Raw genomic sequence first — 19,799 nt, 5'->3', positions numbered from 1 at the left:
CCTCTTCGTATCGGGCCCTGGTGTCGCGGAAAGTAACCGCAGAGGTCGCAACATTCAATACTGATGAACCGTCAGGAATTGTGGAGGCGGCTCAGCCGACCCGGCGGATCACCGCGGCGTCGAAGAGGTCCCATGCGCGCGGGAAGGTGCTCTCGTCGTGGCAGTGCCAGGCGTCCCAGAACAGGTCGGCGGGCAGTGCGTCCTCCGGGGCGTACACCCGGTATACGTACTGCTTGCCGTCCACGGCCGGCAGGGACACCAGCCAGCTCCTGCCCTCCACGCATCTGATGGACGAGCGACGGGGCGCTGTGGTTGCACGCCTGGCGCACGGCAAACCGGCGCGCGCCCCTAGAGGCAGAACGGCCAGATCTCATCCGTAAGGAGGAGATTGCGGCCCGCCGGGTCCACTCTCTGTGGGACGCCGAAATGCTCCCCCTCGGGGATGACCGGAGCCGAAGAGGTTGATGGGCTAGGGGGTGTGCAACCCCGTATCCCCCGGCAGTCGGCCGGCGAGCAGCCAGTCGGCCCCTGCGTGGACAACGATGCCGGGCTCAGTGCCGAGCTGGCAGCGGTGATCTCCGGTGCCCGCCGCCGGGCGGTGCGCGACGGGGACCGGCAGATCGACACGGCCCATCTGCTGCACTCGCTCCTGGAGCACGACCCCGAGGTGCGGGACGTCTTCGACGACGGGCCCGAGATCGCCCGGCTGCTCGGCTACCTCGTGCAGCGCAGCATCGGCTACGGCCTGCGCTGGCAGGGCTCCGTCGAGGACTCCGGCGCCGTACCCGTGGTGGCGCAGGCCGACGGCCTCTCGCCGCTGGCCGCCGGAGCGCTGGGGCAGGCCTGCGGGCACGCCGCCGCCCGCGGCGCCGAATCGGCCCACGGCATCGACCTCCTGGCAGCGATCGTCGTCGACCCGCAGGCGCGGGCCGCCGAGGTGCTGCACCGGGCCGGCATCGAGACGGCCGCCGTGCTCACACGCATCGAGAACCGGCAGGCGCAGTCGCGGTGGTCCAGCCGCTGAGACAGGTGTCATCGGGGGTGACGCTCATGTCGTCGCCTGTCATCATGTGCCGGTGCATACGTCTGAAAGCAGCCATGGGAGCGGCGGGAGGAGTGTCGGGCTCGGTCTCGCCCTCGGGTCCGCGGTCGCCTTCGGTGGATCCGGGGTCGCGGCCAAGCCACTGATCGAGGCGGGACTCGACCCGCTCCATGTGGTGTGGCTGCGCGTCGCGGGCGCCGCCCTGGTGATGCTGCCGGTCGCCGTGCGCCACCGCGCGCTGCTGCGCCGCCGCCCGGCGCTGCTCGCCGGGTTCGGACTGCTCGCCGTGGCCGGCGTGCAGGCCTGCTACTTCGCCGCGATATCCCGTATACCCGTCGGGGTCGCGCTGCTCGTCGAATACCTCGCGCCCGCCCTCGTCCTGGGCTGGGTGCGGTTCGTGCAGCGGCGGCCGGTGACCCGGGCCGCCGCGCTCGGCGTGGTCCTCGCGGCCGGCGGGCTCGCCTGCGTCGTCGAGGTCTGGTCGGGGCTGCGCTTCGACACCGTCGGCCTGCTGCTCGCGCTCGGCGCCGCCTGCTGCCAGGTCGGCTACTTCGTCCTGTCCGACCAGGGCAGCGACGCCGGCGACGACGCACCCGACCCGCTCGGCGTCATCGCCTACGGCCTGCTGATCGGCGCCCTCGTCCTGACCGCCGTGGCCCGCCCCTGGAACCTGCACTGGTCGGTCCTGACGGGCACGGCCCGGATGAACGGCACCCCGGTCGCCGCCCTCCTCCTGCTGGCCTGGATCGTGCTCGTCGCCACCGTCCTCGCCTACGTCACCGGCGTGCTGTCGGTGCGCCGGCTGTCGCCGCAGGTCGCGGGCGTCGTGGCCTGCCTGGAGGCGGTCGTCGCGACGGTCCTGGCCTGGGTGCTGCTGGGCGAGCATCTGTCGGCGCCGCAGATCGTCGGTGGTGCGGTCGTCCTGGTGGGTGCGTTCATCGCCCAGTCCTCGGCACCCGCCAACAGCTCCCCGCAGCCGGTGGCGAGCGGCGGCCCGGAAAGGGATTTGTCCTCCCGCGAGGCCGCTGCCTAAGCTGCCGACCATGCCTTCGACGCTCGTTCTTCCGCCTCCCGCCGCCTGAGGCGGGCCCTCCGGAACCACGCCCGACCGCAGGTCGGGCCGAACGGTGCTGCCCGCAGAAGCAGTCCACGGCTCGGTCGATCCCTGATCCCGGGCCCCTTCCGAAACTTCTGCGGAGACATTCGTGTCGAATGCTGCTTTCGGCCTGCCCGTCGGGCGAGGCCTGCTCTGTCTGATCGTCGCCGGTGCCGCCTGGGGCACCGCGGGCGTGGCCGCCTCCCTGGTCTACCGGACCAGTGACATGGGCGCCGTCACCCTCTCCTTCTGGCGCTGCGCGGCAGGCTTCGTCCTGCTACTCGCCGCCCGGCTGCTGTGCCCGCGTTCCCGCGTCGCCGGGTCCGAGCCGCTGGGGCGCCGGGTGTTGCGGGCCGTGGCCATGGGCGTGGGCCTCGCCGTCTTCCAGACCGCCTACTTCGCGGCCGTCGCCGCCACCGGGCTCGCCGTGGGCACGGTGGTCACCCTCGGCTCCGGCCCCGTGCTGATCGCGCTCGGCGCCCGGCTGACCCTGGGGGAGCGGCTCGGCCGGGGCGGGGTGGCCGCCGTCGCCGGCGCGTCGGCCGGGCTGGCGGTGCTCGTGCTCGGCAACGGCGGAGCGTCCGTACGGCCGTGGGGTGTGCTGCTCGCGCTGGTCTCCGCGGCCGGGTACTGCATGCTGACGCTGCTGACCCGCTGGTGGGGTCGGCACGGCGAGGCGGACGCGTCCGGCACCACGATGGGCGCTTTCGCGGTCACCAGCCTCTGCCTGCTCCCGTTCGCCCTGGCCGAAGGGCTTGTGCCGCACACGGCCGAACCCGTCCACCTGGTCTGGCTCCTGGCCTACATCGCGACCGTCCCCACGGCCCTCGCCTATGCCCTGTACTTCGCGGGCGCGGCCGTGGTCCGCTCCGCCACGGTCTCCGTGATCATGCTCCTGGAGCCGGTCAGCGCGGCGGTCCTGGCGATCCTGCTGCTGGGCGAACGGCTCACCGCGGCAACTCTCGTGGGCACGCTGCTGATGCTGGGCTCGGTCGCGGGCCTGGCACTGGCGGAGGCACGCCGCACAACGGCGGAGGACCCGGTTCTGGTGTGACCCCGGGGGGCGGGGCCGCCACCGGACCCCGCCCCCATCCAGGTCACCGACCCCGCGCGGACACCCCCTCGCTGCCCACGCATCACCGAGTCGCCGACCCCACCCCCCGCCGCCGCAGCTGGTGCTCCCGGGCCGCCTCGTCCCCGGCGCCGCCCCGCGCCGCGAGTCCCGCGACCACCCGGTCCTGCACCTCCTGCGGCTTGTGGCTCGCGTACTTGAACTTCGCCCGTACGTCGACCACTTCGAGCCGCAGTACGCGGATCCCCGAAAGAAACCTGCCGAACGGCACCTCGCCCACCGCCACAGGCGCGGAACCGCCCTCCGGCTGGAAGTGGCCGACCTGGCGGTTGAGCAGCTCGGCCTTCTCGGCGGGATCGTCCACGACATGGGCCGTGCAGCGCAGTTGGACGGCGGTGTAGAAACTCGTCGGGGTGCCATGCTCGGGCGGGGCGTCCGGCGGGGCCTGCCAGGGCCCGGGGACGTACACATAGTCGTCGACCACGCTCAGTAGCACGTCCGGGTTCGTCTCCAGCGCGGGCCACAGGGGGTTGGGCCTGGCGAGGTGGGTGACGGCCTCGGCGCGCTCGGGGTCGTAGGCGAAGTGCAGTGGCTGGACGAACGGCGGTTCCCCCGGCACGCCGTTCACGGCGAGCTGCCCGAAGTCGTGCGTGCCGAGCCACTGCTGCCACTCGCTGTCGTCGCGGGGCGCGTCCCAGGGGTGGATCAGCATCACGGCACCGCCAGGTAGTCGGGAAGCGCGGTGCCGGGTGCCAGGTCGGCGTCGGGCAGCGGGACTTCGTACCCCTTCCGCAGCGGGACGACACCGGCCCAGTGCGGCAGGGAGAGGTCCTCGGGCTCGTCGTTCACACCGCCTGTGCGGAGCTTGGCGGAGACCTCGTTCAGGTCGAGGCGGATCACGGCGGTGGCGGCCAGCTCCTTCTTGTTGGCGGGCCGGGAGTCGGCCGCGCGGCCCGGTACGACATGGTCGACCAGCGCGTCCAGGGCCGCCCGCTTCTCCTCGGGGTCCGTCACGTCATGGGCGATGCCGTGCACCACCACGGACCGGTAGTTGATCGAGTGGTGGAAGGCCGACCGGGCCAGGATCAGCGCGTCGACATGCGTGACGGTCAGGCACACCGCCAGCCCCGGATCGGCCTTGCCGGTCATCCGCAGCGGACGCGAACCGGTCGAACCGTGCACATACAGCCGCTCGCCGACCCGCCCGTACAGGGTCGGCAGCACCACCGGCGCTCCGTCCCGCACGAAGCCCAGATGGCAGACGTAACCCTCGTCGAGTATCGCGTGCACCAGCTCCTTGTCGTACGACGCCCGGTCCGCGGAGCGGGTGGGGACGGTGCGGTCGGTCGGCGTGTAGGCGGCGGGCTGCGACGTCGGCTGCTGCTGGGTCCCCTGCATTGCATTCTCCATTGCACTAGTGCATAATCTTCTTTGTGCTAGGAGGATATCGGATCGAAGGGCGACGCGCAGCAGACATTGCGGCGAGCGTCGAGAGCGCGGTGGGTTCCGGAGGGCTGGAACCCGGTCAACTGCTGCCGCCGATGAGGGAGTTGGCGGTCGAGCTGGGAGTGAATCCGAACACCGTCGCGTCCGCGTACCGGATCCTGCGGGAGCGCGGGGTCATCGAGACGTCCGGGCGCAGGGGCAGCCGGGTGCGGTCGAAGCCGGCCACCACGGGGCGTGACTACGTCCGGATGGATGTGCCGGAGGGGGTGCGGGACGTGGCGAACGGCAACCCGGACCCGGCGCTGCTGCCGTCGTTGGCGAAGGCGTTCGCGGCGGCGGGCGAGCTGGGCGACCGGGAGCCCGTGCTGTACGGAGACGCCCTTGTCGAACCGGAGCTGCAGCGGATCGCACGCGCGGAACTCGACGCCGACGGAGTGCCGGACGGCCCGCTGACCGTCGCGTCCGGCTCACTGGACGCCATCGAGCGTGTGCTCGCGGCGCATCTCAAGCCAGGGGACACGGTCGCCGTTGAGGATCCCGGCTGGGGCAGCCTGCTCGACCTGGTCCCGGCACTCGGTCTGCGCACGGCCCCGGTCGGCGTCGACGACGAGGGCCCGCTCCCCGACGACGTACAGCGGGCCCTGACGGCCGGCGCCCGCGCCCTGATCGTCACGGACCGCGCGCAGAACCCGACAGGCGCCGCCGTGACCGGCACACGCGCGCGTGCCCTGCGCGCGGTGCTCCGGAAGCACCCGGAGACCCTCCTGATCGAGGACGACCACGGCCACGGCATCGTCGACCTCCCGCTGCACCCCCTGGCCGGCATCACCCGGCACTGGGCCTTCGTACGCTCGGTCGCCAAGGCGTACGGCCCCGACCTGCGCCTGGCCGTCCTCACCGGCGACTCCACCACCGTCGACCGGGTGAGCGGCCGGCACCGCCTGGGCCCCGGCTGGGTCAGCCGTCTCACTCAGCGGGCGGTGGTGCGTCTGTGGGCCGACGGCGCACTGGACACCCACGCGGTGGCGGCGGCCTACCGCACCCGCCGCGACCTGCTCGTCGACGCCCTAGCCCAACACAACATCGAGGCCCACGGCCGCACCGGCCTGAATGTCTGGCTCCCGGTCCCCGACGAAACGGCCGCCGTCTCCCGCCTCCTCCACGCGGGCTGGGCCGTGGCCCCAGGGGCACGGTTCCGTATGAGCGCCCCACCGGGCATCCGCATCACGGTCGCGACCCTCAAGCCAGATGAGGTCGCCCCCTTGGCGGACGCGGTGGCCAAGGCATTGGGCCCGGCACCGAACAGGACTTACATGTAAGGGGCGAGGGCAGCCCCCTTAGGGGCGCGGGGAACTGCGCGACAAGCCACAACGGACCCGCACACGCACAAGAATCCCCGCCCCCACCCCCTTAGGCGCCCCGCCGAACCTGAGTGAGTGCCGCCCCTGCCAGCACCACAACCGCCCCGACGGGCGTCGACCACTTGAGCGACTCCCCAAGAATCGCAACCCCCGCGGCCGTGGCGATGACAGGAATGAAGTACGTCACCATCTGCGCCGTGGTAGGCCCGACTTCAGCAACCAGCCCGTACTGGACAAGAACAGCCAGCCCCGTACCGAGCGCCCCCAACGCAGCGATCGCCAACAACGGCACAGCGGAAAACCGCGCAGGAAACGAGGTGAACAGCGGCGTCACAACACCAAGTTGCACCGTCGCCAGCAACAACTGCGCCCCCGTCATGGACAGATGAGAGTTGCCGGACCCACCCAGGGTCCGCCGGACATAGATCCACCCAATGGGATAACTCAACGACGCCAGCAGAGCCATCACCGTCCCCGTGGCATCCAGCCCGCTGAACCCCTCCCACGCGCCAAGAACCGTCAGCACCCCCAGGAACCCGATCCCCAGCCCCGCAACCCGAACCCGAGTCGGCCGATCCTCCGACAGCGCGACCAGTGACAGTGCCATGCCCCACAGCGGCGACGTCGCGTTGCAGATCCCCGCCAGCGTGGACGGGATCGTCAATTCCGCATACGCGAACAACGAGAACGGCAGCGCATTCAGCAGAAACGCGGCGACCGCCAGATGCCCCCACGTCCGCGCCCCGCGAGGCAACCGCTCCCGCTTCACCGCCATCGCCGCCGCGAGCACCGCGGTACCGAACACCAGCCGCCCGAGCGTGACCTGGAAGGGCGCATACCCCTCGGTGCCGACCTTGATGAGAAGAAAGCTGAATCCCCAGATCAGTGACAGCGCGCCGAAGCGGAGGCGCCAGTCGAGCGCGGGGCGGCGGAAGGGGGCCCGGGCGGCGGTCCGGGTCGTGGTGACGGTGCTCATGGCCACAACAATGGACGCCGAGAACCTCGTAGCACAATCGAGATTTCGCTCCAGGTACCTCGTAGTATTGCTTACATGTTGAATCTGGAGCGTCTGCGCACCCTCGACGCCCTCGCCCGGCACGGCTCCGTCAGCGGTGCCGCCGAGGGACTGCACGTCACGACGTCCGCCGTCTCCCAGCAGCTGGCCAAGCTGGAGCGGGAGGTCGGCCAGCAGCTCCTGGCCAAGAACGGGCGGGGCGTGCGGCTCACGGACGCGGGCCGGCTGCTTGCCGAGCATGCGGCCCGGATCCTCTCGCAGGTCGAGCTCGCCCAGTCCGACCTGGAGGCGCACCGCGGGGAGGTGGTCGGGGAGCTGCGCCTGGCCGCGTTCCCGACCGCTGCGCGCGGGCTGTTCCCGGCCGCCCTGTCCCAGCTGCACAAGGCGCATCCCGGCCTGCGTGTCACCTCGCGGGAGACGGAGCCCGAGCCCGCCGTCCTCGCCGTGATGCGCGGCGACTTCGACCTCGCCGTCGTCCTGGACTGGTACAACAGGCCGCTGCCCATGCCCGACGGGCTGGTCAAGGCCGTCATCCTCGACGACACGGCGGATGTGGCGATGCCTGCCGGGCACCGCCTCGCGGACCGGACCGAGGTGGATCTGGAGGACTTCGCCGACGACGACTGGATCACCTGGGGCGAGAGCGAGTTCTGCCACGAGTGGCTGATCCACACGCTGCGCTCCAAGGGCATCGAGCCGCGTGTCGCCCACCGAGCCGAGGAGCACCCGACCCAACTCGCCCTGGTCGGGGCTGGGTTGGGGGTGTGTGTGGCGCCGAGACTGGGGCGCGGGCCGCTCCCGGAGGGGGTGCGGGCCGTGCCCGTGCGGCAGTCGGTACGACGCCAGATCTACGCCGTCTGGCGTGTGGACGCCGACCGCCGCCCGTCGATCCGGGCGGCGGTGGAGGCACTGCAGGACGCGGCGCGGAAAATGAACTGACCTACGCGGGCCCCAGCTTGCGGAAGTCCCAGGACACTGTCTTCTCCGGCGTCAGCCGCACCCAGGCGTGCCGGCCGTCGTGCGGCATCTCCTCCAGATTGAAGTTCTTGCGGGCGAACAGGGTCTCCGGGACGTCGAGTTCGGCGCACAGCTCCCCGGTGCGGGGGAACTCGCCCACGAACTCCACCGCCCCGGACAGCTCGACGCCGCGCAGCTCGTCGTACTCCTCGCCCGTGTCGACCACGATCGCGACCCGCTGATCGCGCCGCAGGTCGGTCCAGCGCTTGCTGCGGACGACGGAGTACAGCCAGAGCGAGGTGCCGTCCCAGGCGAACCACAAGGTGCTCACGTGCGGAGCACCGCCCGCCGAGACGGTGGCGACCCGGCAGGTGCGCTGGGTGGCGAGGAACTCGTCCAGCTCACCGGGCGTCATCATGATCTTCCGGCCCCGGCGTTGGGTGACGGTCATGCGGCCCCCTCTTTCTCTCACGTCGTGTCAGAGGAACTCCATTGATCCTCTGACATCACGTCAGAAAAGGATGGGACGTCTTCCGTCCACATGCAATGGCCGTTACGCTCGCCCGCTCCGGACCGCCACCGACGAGGGGGACCCGTGCCGTCGTACGAACAGCTCAGCGAACTCCTCGACCCGGCGACCACCGTGCTGCTGACCGTCGAGTGCCAGCAGGGGGTCGTCGGCCCGGACAGCGCGCTGCCCGAACTCGCCCGCGAGGCACGCTCGTCGGGGGCCCTCGCCAACATCGCCCGGCTGGTGGCGGCCGCGCACGAGAGCGGCATCCAGGTCGTCCACGCCGTCGCCGAGCGCCGTCCGGACGGCCGCGGCGCTAACCGCAACGCCCGGCTCTTCCGGGCCGCCGAACGCCTCCCCGTCCAGCAGCTGTCCGGCACGACGGCGGTGCGCGTCGCCGCCCCGATCGAGGTCACCGAGGAGGACTTCGTCGTGCGGCGCCTGCACGGACTGTCCCCGATACAGGGCACCGACGTCGACGCGTTGCTGCGCAACCTGGGCTGCCGCACGCTGGTCGTGACCGGTGTCTCGGCCAACGTGGCGATCCCGAACGCCGTCTTCGACGCGGTCAACCGCGGCTACACCGCCGTCGTGCCGTCCGACGCCGTCGCGGGGGTGCCCTCCGAGTACACCCCCGCGATGATCCGCCACACCCTCGCATTGGTCGCCACGGTCGCGACCACGGACGAGGTGCTGGGCTGTTTCGAACGGCCCCGGCGTGCACGGGTCACGCCAGCGTGATCGAGTCCCCGCTCACGGTGATCTTCTCGGCGGGCAGCGGCTGGGTCGCGGGGCTCTTCTTGACACTGCCGTCGGTCACGGAGAACTCGCTCTTGTGGCACGGGCAGATGATGGCGCCATTGGAGATCTCGGACACCGCGCAGCCCTGGTGGGTGCACTTGGACGAGAACGCCTTGTAGGTGCCCGCCGTCGGCTGGGTGACCACCACGCCCTGGTCCTTGAAGATCTTGCCGCCGCCCACCGGGATGTCGGAGGTCTTGGCGAGGACGGTGCCGCCGGAACCGGACGAGGCGCTGCTGCTCGCGCTGGGGTCGCTCGCGTTGGCGCCGGCCTGTGTGTTCGAGGACGAGGAGTCGGAGGACCCGTTGTCCGATCCGCACGCGGTCAGCGCGACGGCGAGCCCCGTCGCGCCCACCGCCGCCACGACAGTACGGCGGCCGGGTGCCGGAACGGGATGAAGCGGTTCGCTGGTCATGCTGACGTTCCCTTCCATGCAAGCTTCGAAGATCTGTCCAGGGGTACGGTCGCCGAGCAACGGTTGTTCAGACGACGTCGAGAGCTTGACGGGTTCGAGATCAGGAGGAGGTAAGCCAGAGCTGTCGTTTCGCTGTCGGCCAGTAACCTGGGGCGATGCTCAAGGAAGTGATCGCGACCCGCTACATCACGCCCCTGCGGGAGGGCGGATCGCTGCCGGGACTCGTCGAGGCCGACGACTTCGGGACGTACGTCATGAAGTTCACCGGCGCGGGACAGGGCCGCAAGACACTGGTCGCCGAGGTCGTCTGCGGTGAACTCGCCCGCCGGCTCGGCTTCCGGGTGCCGCGGCTGGTGACGGTCGGCCTCGACCCGGTGCTGGGGCTCGGCGAGCCCGAGCAGCAGGTGCAGGACCTGCTGAGGTCCAGCGGCGGCACCAACCTGGGCATGGACTTCCTCTCCGGCGCCCTCGGCTTCGACCCGCTCGCCTTCTCGGTGAGCCCCGAGGAGGCGGGCCGGATCGTCTGGTTCGACGCGCTCGTCAACAACGTCGACCGCTCCTGGCGCAACCCGAACCTGCTGATGGTCCGCGGCGAGCTGTGGCTCATCGACCACGGCGCCACCATGATCTGGCACCACAACTGGCCCGGCGCCGACACCTCCGCGTCCCGTTCCTACGACGCCTCGGACCACGCCCTCGCCCGCTTCCGCCCCGAACTCGCGCGCGCCGCGGCCGAGTTGGCCCCCCGTGTCACCGAGGAGCTGCTCGCCGAGGTCACCGCCGAGATCCCGGACGCCTGGCTGGCGGACGAGCCCGGCTTCGACACACCGGACGACCTCAGACGGGCCTATGCACGGCCGCTGCTCGCGCGGGCCGCAGCCGTCCACGAGCGCATCACCGGAATCGAGGAGGGCAAGTGAGCGAGCGTCACATCCACATGGCGGGCAGTGTGGTCGAACGCCACATCATCAGGGGCAGCGAGTCGAACGACCGGGACGTCTATGAGTACGCGCTCCTGCGCGTCGTACCGCGCGTGGAGCGCGGCGAGTGCATCAACGCAGGCGTGCTGGTGTACTGCCGCGCCAAGGCCTACGTCGGCGCCCGCACCCACCTCGACGAGGCGCGGCTGCTGGCCCTCGACCCGGACGCGGACGTGGCGGGTGTCCGGGCCGCCCTTGCGGCCGTCGAGGGCGTCTGCGGTGGGGGAGAGGCGGCGGGACAGGCCGCCGGGGACGACGCCGGACGGCGCTTCCGCTGGCTGATTGCGCCGCGCTCCACCATCGTCCAGCCGGGGCCGGTGCACACTGGCCTCACCGCCGATCCCGCGGCCGAGACGGAGCGCCTGCTCGACCTGCTGGTGAGGTAATGGATCACACCCGCGCCGCGTGCCGTTGACACCGAGTGCCAGGCCTTCTAGCGTCACGTCTGCCGAAGGTACTAAGCGGTCGCTCACCCAGCGGGCGTAAGGTCGGACGGACGTACTTCCAAGCGGGCGTACTTTTCTCGAGGGCGAGGAGAAGCAGCAATGTCCACCACTGAGCAGCGGGTCGCCGTGGTCACCGGCGGAGCGCGCGGCATCGGTGCCGCCACCGCCGTACGACTGGCCGCAGAGGGCCGAGCGGTCGCCGTGATCGACCTCGACGAGGCCGCCTGCAAGGACACCGTGGAGAAGATCACCGCGGCGGGCGGCCGGGCGATCGCGGTCGGCGCGGACGTCTCCGACGAGGCACAGGTCGAGGCGGCCGTCGCGCGCGTGGTCGCCGAGCTCGGCGCGCCGACGATCCTCGTCAACAACGCGGGCGTGCTCCGCGACAACCTGCTGTTCAAGATGAGCGCCTCGGACTGGGACACCGTCCTGAACGTGCACCTGCGCGGCTCCTTCCTGATGACGAAGGCCGTCCAGAAGCACATGGTCGACGCCGGCTTCGGCCGCGTGGTCAACCTGTCCTCGTCCTCCGCGCTCGGCAACCGCGGCCAGGCCAACTACTCGGCCGCCAAGGCCGGTCTGCAGGGCTTCACCAAGACCCTCGCGATCGAGCTCGGCAAGTTCGGCATCACTGCCAACGCCGTCGCGCCCGGCTTCATCGCCACCGACATGACCGCCGCCACCGCCGCGCGCGTGGGCATGGGCTTCGAGGACTTCAAGGCCGCGGCCGCCACCCAGATCCCCGTCGCCCGCGTCGGCGAGCCGGAGGACATCGCCAACGCCATCGCCTTCTTCACCGGCGAGGCGGCCGGATTCGTCTCCGGCCAGGTGCTGTACGTCGCCGGCGGACCGCTCGACTAGGAGATCACGGACCATGACTGAACTGCCCGCACTCTCCGGCAGGGCCGCCCTCGTCACGGGCGCCAGCCGCGGCATCGGCTACGGGGTCGCCGAGGCGCTCGTCGCCCGCGGCGACCGCGTCGCCATCACCGGCCGCAACGAGGACGCCCTCAAGGAGGCCGTCGAGAAGCTCGGCGCCGAGCGCGTCATCGGCATCGCCGGCAAGGCGCACGACCTGGACCACCAGGCCGAGGCCGTCGAGCGCACCATGGCGGCCTTCGGCCGCGTCGACTACCTGGTCAACAACGCCGGTACGAACCCGGTGTTCGGCCCGATCGCCGACCTCGACCTGAACGTGGCGCGCAAGGTCTTCGAGACCAACGTGATCTCCGCGCTCGGCTTCGCGCAGAAGACCTGGCACGCCTGGCAGAAGGACAACGGCGGTGCGATCGTCAACATCGCCTCCGTCGCGGGCCTCGCGCCCTCGCCCTTCATCGCCGCCTACGGCGTCAGCAAGGCCGCGCTGATCAACCTGACCCAGCAGCTGGCGCACGAGTTCGCGCCCGGGGTGCGGGTCAACGCGATCGCCCCGGCCGTCGTGAAGACCAAGTTCGCGCAGGCCCTCTACGAGGGCCGGGAGGCCGAAGCCGCGGCGGCCTACCCGCTGGCCCGGCTCGGCGTGCCGTCCGACATCGGCGGCGCCGCCGCGTTCCTCACCTCCGAGCAGTCCGCCTGGATCACCGGCCAGACGCTCGTCGTCGACGGCGGCATCTTCCTCAACGCCGGCGTCGCCTGACGCAATCCGTTGCGACCGTAACGATCGGGCACCCAAGGGCGCCGTTTCCTTGACGGAAACGGCGCCCTTGTCATGGCACAAGAAGGGCACAGCGCAATGACAACGTCGTCATAAACAAGCTGATCAAGGGCGTCGTACCGACGGGGTTCAACCTTCGTTGCGCTGCGGTATGGTCTGCCGACCCTTGGTACGGCAGATCGAGGAGCGAGCGCGTGTTCAACCGGAACCGAGGCCTGCGGCAAGCGGCGGCCATCGCGTCCATATCGTCGCTGGTGGCCGGGTGCGGAGTCCTCTCGTCGGACTCCTCCGGCGGCAAGGGCCCCATCGTGGTCGGGACGACCAGCGCGCCCAGCACGCTGGATCCCGCAGCTTCCTGGGACCAGTCCTGGGAACTGTTCCGCAACATTTACCAGACGCTCCTCAGCTACCCCTCGGGAGCGACCACACCGCAGCCGGACGCGGCGGACAACTGTCGCTTCTCGGACAGTTCGAACACGACGTACACCTGTGAGCTGCGCGCCGGCCTGAAGTTCTCCGACGGGCACCCGCTCGACGCCAAGGCCGTCAAGTACTCGATCGACCGGATCGGGAAGATCAATGTCAACGGCGGGCCCGCCGGGCTGCTCGGCAGTCTCGACCGGGTGCAGGTGCTGGGCGACCGGGAGATCGTCTTCCACCTCAACAAGCCCGACGCCACCTTCCCGTTCGTGCTCGCGACACCCGCCATGTCGATCGTCGACCCCGAGGAGTACCCGGCGCGATCCCTGCGCAAGGACAACCAGGTCTACGGATCCGGGCCGTACACGCTCCAGGCGTACGAGGACGGCAAGAAGGCCGAACTCGTCAAGAACGACAACTACCAGGGCTACGCCGAGCGCAAGAACGACGCGGTGACCATCCGCTACTTCCAGGACTCGTCCACGATGGTCACCGCGCTGAAGGACAAGCAGCTCGACGTCGCCTTCCGCGGCCTCAACGCGAACGACATCGTCGACCTCCAGCGGCACGACACGAGCGGGAATCTCCAGCTCATCGAGGGCTCCGGCATCGAGATCAACTACCTGGTGTTCAACCCGAAGGACCCCTGGGCCGCCAAGCCCGCCGTCCGCAAGGCGATCGCCCAGCTCGTCGACCGCGGCGCGATCGCCCACAAGGTCTACAAGGACACGGTCGAACCGCTGTACTCGATGGTCCCCAAGGGCCTGACCGGGCACACCACCGACTTCTTCGACGACTTCGGCAGCCCCAGCACCTCCAAGGCCCGCAAGATCCTCGCCGACGCGGGCATCACCCAGCGGGTACCGCTCACCCTCTGGTACACCACCGACCGCTACGGCTCCGCCACCAAGCTGGAGTTCGCGGAGCTCAAGCGCCAGCTGGAGGACTCCGGCCTGTTCACGATCACCCTCAAGAGCCGCCCCTGGAAGACGTATGTGGCGGGCTATCAGAAGGGCGAGTACCCGGTGTTCGGGCGCGGCTGGTTCCCCGACTTCCCGGACCCCGACAACTTCATCGCGCCGTTCGTCGGCAACCAGAACGCGCTCGGCACGCCGTATCCGGCGCCCGAGATCACCGGGAAGCTGCTGCCCCGCTCCCGCAGCGAGAGCGACCGCGCCAACGTGGTCTCGGACTTCGAGCAGGCCCAGCAGATCCTGGTGAACGACGCACGGCTGCTGCCGCTGTGGCAGGGCAAGCAGTACGTGGCCGCGAGCGACGACATCTCCGGGGCGGAGCAGGCGCTGGACCCGTCGACGATCATGCTGATGGGAGAGCTGTACCGCAAGACCAGCTGGTAGGCGGTGCACTTCGGTGAGCGGAGGGCCGTTGTCAGTGGTCGCCTGTAGGTTTTGAGACCTGGAAGTGACCGCACCCGGTTTACCGCACATCGTAAGGAAGTTGACGTGACCGACATCGCCATGCTGCCCGAGTCCTGGCGCGGGGTCCTGGGCGACGAGCTGCAGCAGCCCTACTTCAAGGAGCTCACGGAGTTCGTCGAGGAGGAGCGGGCGAAGGGTCCCGTGTACCCGCCGCGCGAGGAGGTCTTCGCCGCGCTGGAGGCGACAGCGTACGACCAGGTGAAGGTCCTGGTGCTCGGCCAGGACCCGTACCACGGCGAGGGACAGGGGCACGGCCTGTGCTTCTCGGTCCGTCCGGGCGTCAAGACCCCGCCGTCGCTCCGCAACATCTACAAGGAGATGAAGGAGGAGCTCGGCCTGCCGGTCCCGGACAACGGCTATCTGATGCCGTGGGCCCAGCAGGGCGTGCTGCTGCTCAACGCGGTGCTCACGGTGCGCGGCGGCGAGGCCAACTCGCACAAGGGCAAGGGCTGGGAGAAGTTCACCGACGCGGTGATCCGCGCGGTGGCCGACCGCCCCGACCCGGCGGTCTTCGTCCTGTGGGGCAACTACGCACAGAAGAAGCTCCCGCTGATCGACGAGACCCGGCATGTGGTGGTCAAGGGCGCCCACCCCTCCCCGCTGTCCGCGAAGAAGTTCTTCGGCTCCCGCCCGTTCACACAGATCGACGAGGCGGTCGCGGCCCAGGGCCACCAGCCGATCGACTGGACCATTCCGAACCTGGGCTGACGGTCCTTGGGCGAGGTGGGGGCACCGCCAGTACCAGGTTGCTGACGGTCCTGCGGTTCCCTTTAGGGGCGCGGGGCCGTGTCGATATGCGGCTCCGCCGCGTGGGCGCGACCAGCCCCCACCGACCCGCAGCCGACGACCGGCCCTGTGCCCAACGGCGCAGCCTGCCCAGGAATCCCAACTCTGCCAATTAGCGTCGGTCGGGACAGCTGACGAGTGGCGGAGGACGCGGTGGCCGAAGGACACGAGCAGACGACGCCGGACGCCGTGATGACACGGATCGGCCAGATCGTCATGCTGCACCACGCGGGCGACCGCGAGGAGGCCCGGCACCGCTTCCTCCAGCTGTGGGCCGAGATCGGCGAGGACGGCGACCCGCTGCACCGCTGCACCCTGGCCCACTACATGGCCGACGCCCAGGACGACCCCACGGACGAACTGGCATGGGACCTGCGGGCGTTGACGGCCGCCGAGGAACTCACGGACGGCCGCCTCGCCGAACACGAGGGCACAGTCGCGGTGCGTGCGCTCTACCCTTCGCTGCATCTGAACCTGGCCGCCGACTATGTGAAGCTCGGCCGCAGCGGGGCCGCCCGCACCCATCTGCGCCATGCCCGGCGCGCGGCCGGGGCGCTGACGGACGACAGCTACGGGGACGGGGTGCGGGCGGCCATCGGGCGGCTGGAACTGCGGCTGGGAGAGGAGAGCCGGGACGGCGACGGCCAGTGGGGACCGCCGCGACAGCGGCCCTAGCCGGAGCCGCCGGCCGCCTCAACTCCCGTACGCCTGCTTGCAGATGACCGCCTCCGGACTGTCCGCCCGCCAGCCCCCGTACTCTCTGCCGAGGGCACACACGTCCGTGTTCTTCGGTGCCGACCTGGGCCCGTCGGGGACCTCGGCGCGCGGCTTTCGGTGGTGTCCGGACTCGGGATGCGCCGCCCGTGGACGGGGCCGCGGGTGCGAGTGAGGCGCCGTCGGCTGCTCGGCCGGGGCCGACGGACCGTGCTGCTGCGGTGTCTTCCGCGCCGGTGGCCTGGACGGGCCGGTCCTCTGCAGTGCCTCATGGACCGGCGCCTGCACGATCTGCGGATCCGCCGCGTCGTCCGGGAGCGGTGCCGACGGCCGGGGTGGTGCCGGCGGCGGCCCGGACGAGGGCGGGCGCTGGACCGTCACACAGCCGGTGAGGGCCGAGACGGCCACGGTGACCAGGAGCGTTGCGGTGGTCGTCGTTCGATGCACCCGCGCAACACTGTCGGGTCCGGCGGCCCCCGGGGCGGCGTATGAGCGAAGGATGCCCCGCACGGGTGATCTCCCGCCCCGCCTGGGGGCCGCATGCGTGGTGCGGGTGACGTCAGTCGCCCGTGGCGCCGTCGATGCGCTCGCGGAGCAGGTCGGCGTGGCCGTTGTGGCGGGCGTACTCCTCGATCATGTGGGTGTAGATCCAGCGCAGGTTGAAGCGCTCGCCGGTACGCCGGTGCTTGCCCTCGGAGACGTCGTCCAGGCCGAAGCGGGCCGCGTGATGCCGCGCGGCCTCGATCTCGGCCTGCCAGGTGGCGTGCGCCTCGGCCCAGGTGTCGGCCTCGGTGAGGTGGAACTCGCCGTCGGGGTCTTCGTCGCTGTAGTAGATCGGGTCCACGCCCTCGGCCGCGAGGACCCGGCGGAACCAGGACCGCTCGACCTCGGCCATGTGCCGCACCAACCCCATCAGGGACAGCGCGGACGGCTCCACGGAGGCGGTCCTGAGCTGCTCGTCGGTGAGGCCCTCGCACTTCCAGGCCAGGGTCTGCCGGTGGTAGTCGAGCCAGCCCTCCAGCATGGTGCGTTCGTCGGCGGTGGTCGCGGGTTCACGGCGCTCGGTCGTCATGGCCGCATCCTTTACCAACGGATCCGATCCGACCACGGGATTTCCCCGTCCCGCGAGGAGGCCGGGGCGGTCGAGTCCAGCGCCGGCCGGCGGCCGGCGCAGCAGCCGTATGCTTCCGGCAGGACCCCGGCAGGCAACCGCTAGAGGAGACCACCCCGTGAAGGTCGGCTGCATCGGACTCGGTGACATCGCGCAGAAGGCCTACCTGCCGGTGCTCGGCAGCCTCCCGGGAATCGATCTGCACCTGCATACGCGGACGCCCGCGACGCTCGACCGGGTCGGCGACACCCTCCGCCTTCCGGCGGACCACCGGCACGCCACCCTGGACGCACTGCTCGCCCAGGGCCTCGACGCCGCCTTCGTGCATGCGCCCACCGCCGTGCACCCGCAGATCGTCACCCGGCTGCTTCAGGCGGACGTACCGACCTACGTCGACAAGCCGCTCGCCTATGAACTCGCCGACTCCGAGCGGCTGGTGGCCCTCGCCGAGGAGCGCGAGGTGTCCCTTGCAGTCGGCTTCAACCGGCGCCACGCACCCGGTTACGTGCAGTGCGCCGATCATCCGCGTGAGCTGATCCTCATGCAGAAGAACCGCATCGGGCTGCCGGAGGAGCCGCGCTCGATGATCCTCGACGACTTCATCCACGTCGTGGACACACTGCGCTTCCTGGTGCCGGGGCCCGTCGACGACGTGACGGTACGCGCGCGCGTGCAGGACGGGCTGCTGCACCACGTCGTGCTGCAGCTGGCCGGGGACGGATTCACCGCGCTGGGCGTGATGAACCGGCTCAGCGGTTCGGCGGAGGAGATCCTCGAGGTGTCCGGGCAGGACACCAAGCGGCAGGTGCTCAACCTCGCCGAGGTCATCGACCACAAGGGCCAGCCCACGCTGCGGCGGCGCGGCGACTGGGTGCCGGTGGCCCGGCAGCGCGGCATCGAGCAGGCGGTGCTGGCGTTCCTCGACGCCGTGCGGGCGGGGAAGGTGCTCAGCGCCCGGGATGCGCTGGCGACCCACGAACTGTGCGAGCGGGTGGTACGTGCGGTTCAGGACCGGGCCGCCTGAACCGGACCGCCCGTACGCCCTCGGCCGCGCACCACACGGCGAGGACGAGCAGGGCGGCGTGTACCGGCCAGTCGCCGTAGCGGACGTACGGGGTGGTGCCGTGGGCCAGTGGTATGTCATACACCATCGCCGCGCTGGAGCCCGTGCCGAGCCACGGCCCGAGGCGCTGCCCGCTCGCCCCGTAGACCGCCGACACCCCCGTGAGCGTCGCGTGCACCATCGGCCGCCCGGTCTCCGCGGCGCGCAGTGCGGCGAGCGAGGCATGCTGCTCGGGGGCCCAGCTCTGCTGGAACGTCGACGTCGCCGACTGGGCTATCAGCACCTCGGCGCCGTCCTGGGCGAGATGGCGGCTCATGTCGGGGAATGCCGACTCGAAGCAGACCATCGGGCCGACGCGCAGCCCGTGCCCCACATTCATCACGACCTGCTCCGAGCCGCGCCTGCGGTCCTCGCCGGCCGCCTTGCCGACGGAGGTCGCCCAGCCCAGCACCGAACGGAAGGGGATGTACTCGCCGAAGGGCACGAGCCGCATCTTGTCGTAGCGGTCGCCGGTCAGCCCGGCGGGGCCGACCAGCACCGAACTCTTGTAGATACCGGGCTTGTCGGAGCGCCGGGCGTCCACGTTGACCAGGATGTCGGACCCCGTCTCGCGCGAGAGGGCCGCGATCCGCTTCGTCAGGTCGGGCCGTTCGCCAAGGTCGAAACCGACGCTGCTCTCGCCCCACACGATCAGGTTCAGATGCTGCCCGACGAGGCGCCGGGTGAGCTGTTCCTCGCGGTCGAAGCGCTTGTCGGGGCTGCCGACGCCGTCGATGACGCCCGGCTGCACGACGGCGATCCGCACCCGGCCGTCGACGTCGGGACGCGGTGACCACACCCAGGCAGCCGAGGTCGCGGCGGCGGTCGCGACCAGGCCCGCCACGGCCGGAACACGCGCCCGGCGGACCGACACCAGCACCGCGACGGCGACATTGACGGCCACCACCAGGAAGCTGAGCAGCCACACCCCGCCGACCGAGGCGAGCCGCAACGCAGGCTCCACCTGCCACTGACTGGAGCCGAGCATGCCCCAAGGGCCGCCCAGCCCCTGCCAGGAGCGCACCAGCTCGACCATCAGCCAGGCCGACGGCAGCACGACGAGGGCGGCCAGACCGCGCCCCACCCCGGGCACCCCGCCCAGGAAGCGCCGCACCAGCCAGCCCCACGGCGCCCACAGCGCGCCCAGCAGCGCGGCGATGAGGAAGATGAACACATGCAGGCTCGGCAGCAGCCAGTGGTGCACGGCCACCATGTAGCCGAACCCGCCGCACCAGCCGTCGTAGACCGCCCGCTTCCCGGTGGGCGCGGAGCGGACCAGCACGATCCAGGGGACCAGGGCGACGTAGGCGAACCACCACAGCGACGGGGCGGGGAACGTGAACACGGGCAGGGCGCCCGCCAGCGCGGCCATGGCCGAACGCCGCCACGGGGAGGCGAGCCAGTGACCGAGGGTCTTCATGCGGCGCCTCC

General features: G+C 70.9%; 23 protein-coding genes. 14 read left to right on the top strand and 9 right to left on the bottom strand.

From position 1 onward, the window contains the following. Window positions 1-91: 91 nt before the first annotated feature. Complete coding sequence (locus P2Q00_RS40415; protein WP_275779495.1) at window positions 92-259, bottom strand: hypothetical protein; 168 nt, start codon at window positions 257-259, stop codon at window positions 92-94. A gap of 219 nt (window positions 260-478) precedes the next feature. On the opposite strand from P2Q00_RS40415, the gene P2Q00_RS40410 reads away from it, so the two are divergent. The 3 genes from P2Q00_RS40410 (at window position 479) to P2Q00_RS40400 (ending at window position 3,192) form a co-directional block, all read left to right on the top strand. Then, complete coding sequence (locus P2Q00_RS40410) at window positions 479-1,024, top strand: Clp protease N-terminal domain-containing protein (protein ID WP_275779494.1); 546 nt, start codon at window positions 479-481, stop codon at window positions 1,022-1,024. A 46-nt stretch (window positions 1,025-1,070) separates the two neighbouring features. Continuing rightward, window positions 1,071-2,075, top strand: a complete 1,005-nt coding sequence (locus tag P2Q00_RS40405) for an EamA family transporter (RefSeq protein WP_275779493.1) — start codon at window positions 1,071-1,073, stop codon at window positions 2,073-2,075. A gap of 172 nt (window positions 2,076-2,247) precedes the next feature. Next, complete coding sequence (locus P2Q00_RS40400) at window positions 2,248-3,192, top strand: DMT family transporter (RefSeq protein WP_275779492.1); 945 nt, start codon at window positions 2,248-2,250, stop codon at window positions 3,190-3,192. An 82-nt stretch (window positions 3,193-3,274) separates the two neighbouring features. Here P2Q00_RS40400 and P2Q00_RS40395 read toward each other — a convergent pair whose 3' ends face one another. Together P2Q00_RS40395 and P2Q00_RS40390 are read right to left on the bottom strand one after the other, a co-directional pair. Further along, complete coding sequence (locus P2Q00_RS40395) at window positions 3,275-3,922, bottom strand: FMN-binding negative transcriptional regulator (RefSeq protein WP_275779491.1); 648 nt, start codon at window positions 3,920-3,922, stop codon at window positions 3,275-3,277. Beyond that, on the bottom strand, window positions 3,922-4,608 hold the full coding sequence (locus tag P2Q00_RS40390) for a pyridoxamine 5'-phosphate oxidase family protein (RefSeq protein WP_275779489.1): 687 nt from the start codon (window positions 4,606-4,608) through the stop codon (window positions 3,922-3,924). Before P2Q00_RS40390 ends, P2Q00_RS40395 begins: the two co-directional genes overlap by 1 nt. Window positions 4,609-4,643: 35 nt before the next feature. Between P2Q00_RS40390 and P2Q00_RS40385 the strand changes: the two genes are divergently transcribed. Beyond that, window positions 4,644-5,975, top strand: coding sequence for an aminotransferase class I/II-fold pyridoxal phosphate-dependent enzyme (locus P2Q00_RS40385; protein ID WP_275779488.1), 1,332 nt, complete (start codon window positions 4,644-4,646; stop codon window positions 5,973-5,975). Window positions 5,976-6,066: 91 nt separating this feature from the next. Here P2Q00_RS40385 and P2Q00_RS40380 read toward each other — a convergent pair whose 3' ends face one another. Then, window positions 6,067-6,993 (bottom strand): DMT family transporter, encoded by a 927-nt coding sequence (locus tag P2Q00_RS40380; RefSeq protein WP_275779487.1) that lies wholly within the window; start codon window positions 6,991-6,993, stop codon window positions 6,067-6,069. 75 nt (window positions 6,994-7,068) lie between these two features. Between P2Q00_RS40380 and P2Q00_RS40375 the strand changes: the two genes are divergently transcribed. After that, window positions 7,069-7,971: a LysR family transcriptional regulator gene (locus P2Q00_RS40375; RefSeq protein WP_275779486.1), complete on the top strand. Its 903-nt coding sequence runs from the start codon at window positions 7,069-7,071 to the stop codon at window positions 7,969-7,971. Window position 7,972: 1 nt separating this feature from the next. Here P2Q00_RS40375 and P2Q00_RS40370 read toward each other — a convergent pair whose 3' ends face one another. Beyond that, the gene (locus P2Q00_RS40370) at window positions 7,973-8,440 is read right to left on the bottom strand and encodes a pyridoxamine 5'-phosphate oxidase family protein (protein ID WP_275779484.1); all 468 of its coding nucleotides are present in this window, start codon (window positions 8,438-8,440) and stop codon (window positions 7,973-7,975) included. Window positions 8,441-8,584: 144 nt separating this feature from the next. Here P2Q00_RS40370 and P2Q00_RS40365 point away from each other — a divergent pair, with 144 nt between their 5' ends. Then, on the top strand, window positions 8,585-9,241 hold the full coding sequence (locus P2Q00_RS40365; protein ID WP_275779483.1) for a cysteine hydrolase family protein: 657 nt from the start codon (window positions 8,585-8,587) through the stop codon (window positions 9,239-9,241). Here P2Q00_RS40365 and P2Q00_RS40360 read toward each other — a convergent pair. Next, window positions 9,228-9,716: a Rieske (2Fe-2S) protein gene (locus P2Q00_RS40360; RefSeq protein ID WP_275779482.1), complete on the bottom strand. Its 489-nt coding sequence runs from the start codon at window positions 9,714-9,716 to the stop codon at window positions 9,228-9,230. The two genes, P2Q00_RS40365 and P2Q00_RS40360, sit on opposite strands and share 14 nt — an antisense overlap. Window positions 9,717-9,871: 155 nt before the next feature. On the opposite strand from P2Q00_RS40360, the gene P2Q00_RS40355 reads away from it, so the two are divergent. The 7 genes from P2Q00_RS40355 (at window position 9,872) to P2Q00_RS40325 (ending at window position 16,116) form a co-directional block, all read left to right on the top strand. Beyond that, a complete protein-coding gene (locus P2Q00_RS40355) occupies window positions 9,872-10,636 on the top strand; it encodes a HipA family kinase (RefSeq protein ID WP_275779480.1) in 765 nt (254 codons plus the stop codon). Further along, on the top strand, window positions 10,633-11,082 hold the full coding sequence (locus P2Q00_RS40350; protein WP_275779478.1) for a DUF3037 domain-containing protein: 450 nt from the start codon (window positions 10,633-10,635) through the stop codon (window positions 11,080-11,082). The genes P2Q00_RS40355 and P2Q00_RS40350 overlap by 4 nt, the downstream gene beginning before the upstream one ends. 159 nt (window positions 11,083-11,241) lie before the next feature. Next, window positions 11,242-12,003: a 3-oxoacyl-ACP reductase FabG gene (gene fabG, locus P2Q00_RS40345; RefSeq protein WP_275779477.1), complete on the top strand. Its 762-nt coding sequence runs from the start codon at window positions 11,242-11,244 to the stop codon at window positions 12,001-12,003. 13 nt (window positions 12,004-12,016) lie between these two features. Further along, window positions 12,017-12,778, top strand: coding sequence for an SDR family oxidoreductase (locus P2Q00_RS40340; protein ID WP_275779476.1), 762 nt, complete (start codon window positions 12,017-12,019; stop codon window positions 12,776-12,778). A 212-nt stretch (window positions 12,779-12,990) separates the two neighbouring features. Continuing rightward, window positions 12,991-14,574 (top strand): ABC transporter substrate-binding protein, encoded by a 1,584-nt coding sequence (locus P2Q00_RS40335; RefSeq protein WP_275779475.1) that lies wholly within the window; start codon window positions 12,991-12,993, stop codon window positions 14,572-14,574. A gap of 105 nt (window positions 14,575-14,679) precedes the next feature. After that, complete coding sequence (ung, locus tag P2Q00_RS40330; RefSeq protein ID WP_275779473.1) at window positions 14,680-15,363, top strand: uracil-DNA glycosylase; 684 nt, start codon at window positions 14,680-14,682, stop codon at window positions 15,361-15,363. 231 nt (window positions 15,364-15,594) lie between these two features. After that, window positions 15,595-16,116, top strand: a complete 522-nt coding sequence (locus tag P2Q00_RS40325) for a hypothetical protein (protein ID WP_425579512.1) — start codon at window positions 15,595-15,597, stop codon at window positions 16,114-16,116. Window positions 16,117-16,134: 18 nt separating this feature from the next. Here P2Q00_RS40325 and P2Q00_RS40320 read toward each other — a convergent pair whose 3' ends face one another. Then, on the bottom strand, window positions 16,135-16,602 hold the full coding sequence (locus tag P2Q00_RS40320) for a hypothetical protein (RefSeq protein ID WP_275779472.1): 468 nt from the start codon (window positions 16,600-16,602) through the stop codon (window positions 16,135-16,137). Window positions 16,603-16,714: 112 nt separating this feature from the next. After that, on the bottom strand, window positions 16,715-17,227 hold the full coding sequence (locus P2Q00_RS40315; RefSeq protein ID WP_275779471.1) for a DinB family protein: 513 nt from the start codon (window positions 17,225-17,227) through the stop codon (window positions 16,715-16,717). Window positions 17,228-17,384: 157 nt separating this feature from the next. On the opposite strand from P2Q00_RS40315, the gene P2Q00_RS40310 reads away from it, so the two are divergent. Beyond that, window positions 17,385-18,290, top strand: a complete 906-nt coding sequence (locus tag P2Q00_RS40310) for a Gfo/Idh/MocA family protein (protein WP_275779470.1) — start codon at window positions 17,385-17,387, stop codon at window positions 18,288-18,290. Here the strand turns inward: P2Q00_RS40310 and lnt are convergent. Continuing rightward, complete coding sequence (gene lnt / locus P2Q00_RS40305; protein ID WP_275779469.1) at window positions 18,214-19,788, bottom strand: apolipoprotein N-acyltransferase; 1,575 nt, start codon at window positions 19,786-19,788, stop codon at window positions 18,214-18,216. The two genes, P2Q00_RS40310 and lnt, sit on opposite strands and share 77 nt — an antisense overlap. Between the last annotated feature and the right edge of the window lie 11 nt (window positions 19,789-19,799).

It is taken from the genome of Streptomyces coacervatus (assembly GCF_029223485.1).
GTDB lineage: Bacteria > Actinomycetota > Actinomycetes > Streptomycetales > Streptomycetaceae > Streptomyces > Streptomyces coacervatus.
Note: the sequence above shows the minus strand (reverse complement) of the source record. Positions and strands in the feature narration are given on the sequence as shown.

Bases quoted from the DNA above. Each gene is read 5' to 3' on its own strand.
- P2Q00_RS40395 (WP_275779491.1), bottom strand. From the start codon at position 3,922: ATGCTGATCCACCCCTGGGACGCGCCCCGCGACGACAGCGAGTGGCAG.
- P2Q00_RS40390 (WP_275779489.1), bottom strand. From the start codon at position 4,608: ATGCAGGGGACCCAGCAGCAGCCGACGTCGCAGCCCGCCGCCTACACG.
- P2Q00_RS40380 (WP_275779487.1), bottom strand. From the start codon at position 6,993: ATGAGCACCGTCACCACGACCCGGACCGCCGCCCGGGCCCCCTTCCGC.
- P2Q00_RS40375 (WP_275779486.1), top strand. From the start codon at position 7,069: ATGTTGAATCTGGAGCGTCTGCGCACCCTCGACGCCCTCGCCCGGCAC.
- P2Q00_RS40370 (WP_275779484.1), bottom strand. From the start codon at position 8,440: ATGACCGTCACCCAACGCCGGGGCCGGAAGATCATGATGACGCCCGGT.
- P2Q00_RS40360 (WP_275779482.1), bottom strand. From the start codon at position 9,716: ATGACCAGCGAACCGCTTCATCCCGTTCCGGCACCCGGCCGCCGTACT.
- P2Q00_RS40355 (WP_275779480.1), top strand. From the start codon at position 9,872: ATGCTCAAGGAAGTGATCGCGACCCGCTACATCACGCCCCTGCGGGAG.
- fabG (WP_275779477.1), top strand. From the start codon at position 11,242: ATGTCCACCACTGAGCAGCGGGTCGCCGTGGTCACCGGCGGAGCGCGC.
- P2Q00_RS40340 (WP_275779476.1), top strand. From the start codon at position 12,017: ATGACTGAACTGCCCGCACTCTCCGGCAGGGCCGCCCTCGTCACGGGC.
- P2Q00_RS40315 (WP_275779471.1), bottom strand. From the start codon at position 17,227: ATGACGACCGAGCGCCGTGAACCCGCGACCACCGCCGACGAACGCACC.
- lnt (WP_275779469.1), bottom strand. From the start codon at position 19,788: ATGAAGACCCTCGGTCACTGGCTCGCCTCCCCGTGGCGGCGTTCGGCC.